The organism is Acinetobacter sp. LT1, assembly GCF_059800965.1.
In genome coordinates this window covers 1-509 of record NZ_JBBAXE010000040.1, presented here as the reverse complement: position 1 = coordinate 509, position 509 = coordinate 1, and the positions used below count along the sequence as shown (strand labels likewise).

The following is a 509-nucleotide window of genomic DNA, read 5'->3' as shown; positions in this document are numbered from 1 at the left end:
AGAGGTGGATCAGGAAATTTGAACAACACTTATAAGTGATATTTTGCTCCCCAAATGATGTTATAAACATCAATATATGGAGTATTTTATGGCACGTAGACCAAGAAGAAATCATTCAAATGATTTTAAAGCTAAGGTAGCACTTGCTGCGATTAAAGCAGAAAAAACACTTGCTGAATTGAGTGCTGAATTTGATGTTCATCAAAACCAAATTATCGACTGGAAAAATCAACTGATTTCAGCTTCCTCGCAAGCTTTCGATCAATCAAAAGCTCCAACAGAACCACCCATCGATCTAAAAAAACTACATGCAAAAATCGGTGAGCAGGCATTAGAAATTGATTTTTTAGAAGGTGTGTTGAAGAAACTGGGCCGCTTCAACCACAAAAGTTAATCGATGACTCACTTCAGATTTCAGTATCTAAGCAAGCTCAGCTGCTGAAAGTCTCCCGTGGTTGTTATTACTATCGCCCAAAACCTGTGAGTGCATCAGATCTGAAGCTGATGCG

The 509-nt window shown here is 38.3% G+C and carries 1 pseudogene; it reads left to right on the top strand.

The features are described from left to right. Positions 1–76 precede the first annotated feature (76 nt). Positions 77–509: pseudogene (locus WBW42_RS18760) on the top strand (IS3 family transposase); the annotation flags it as partial.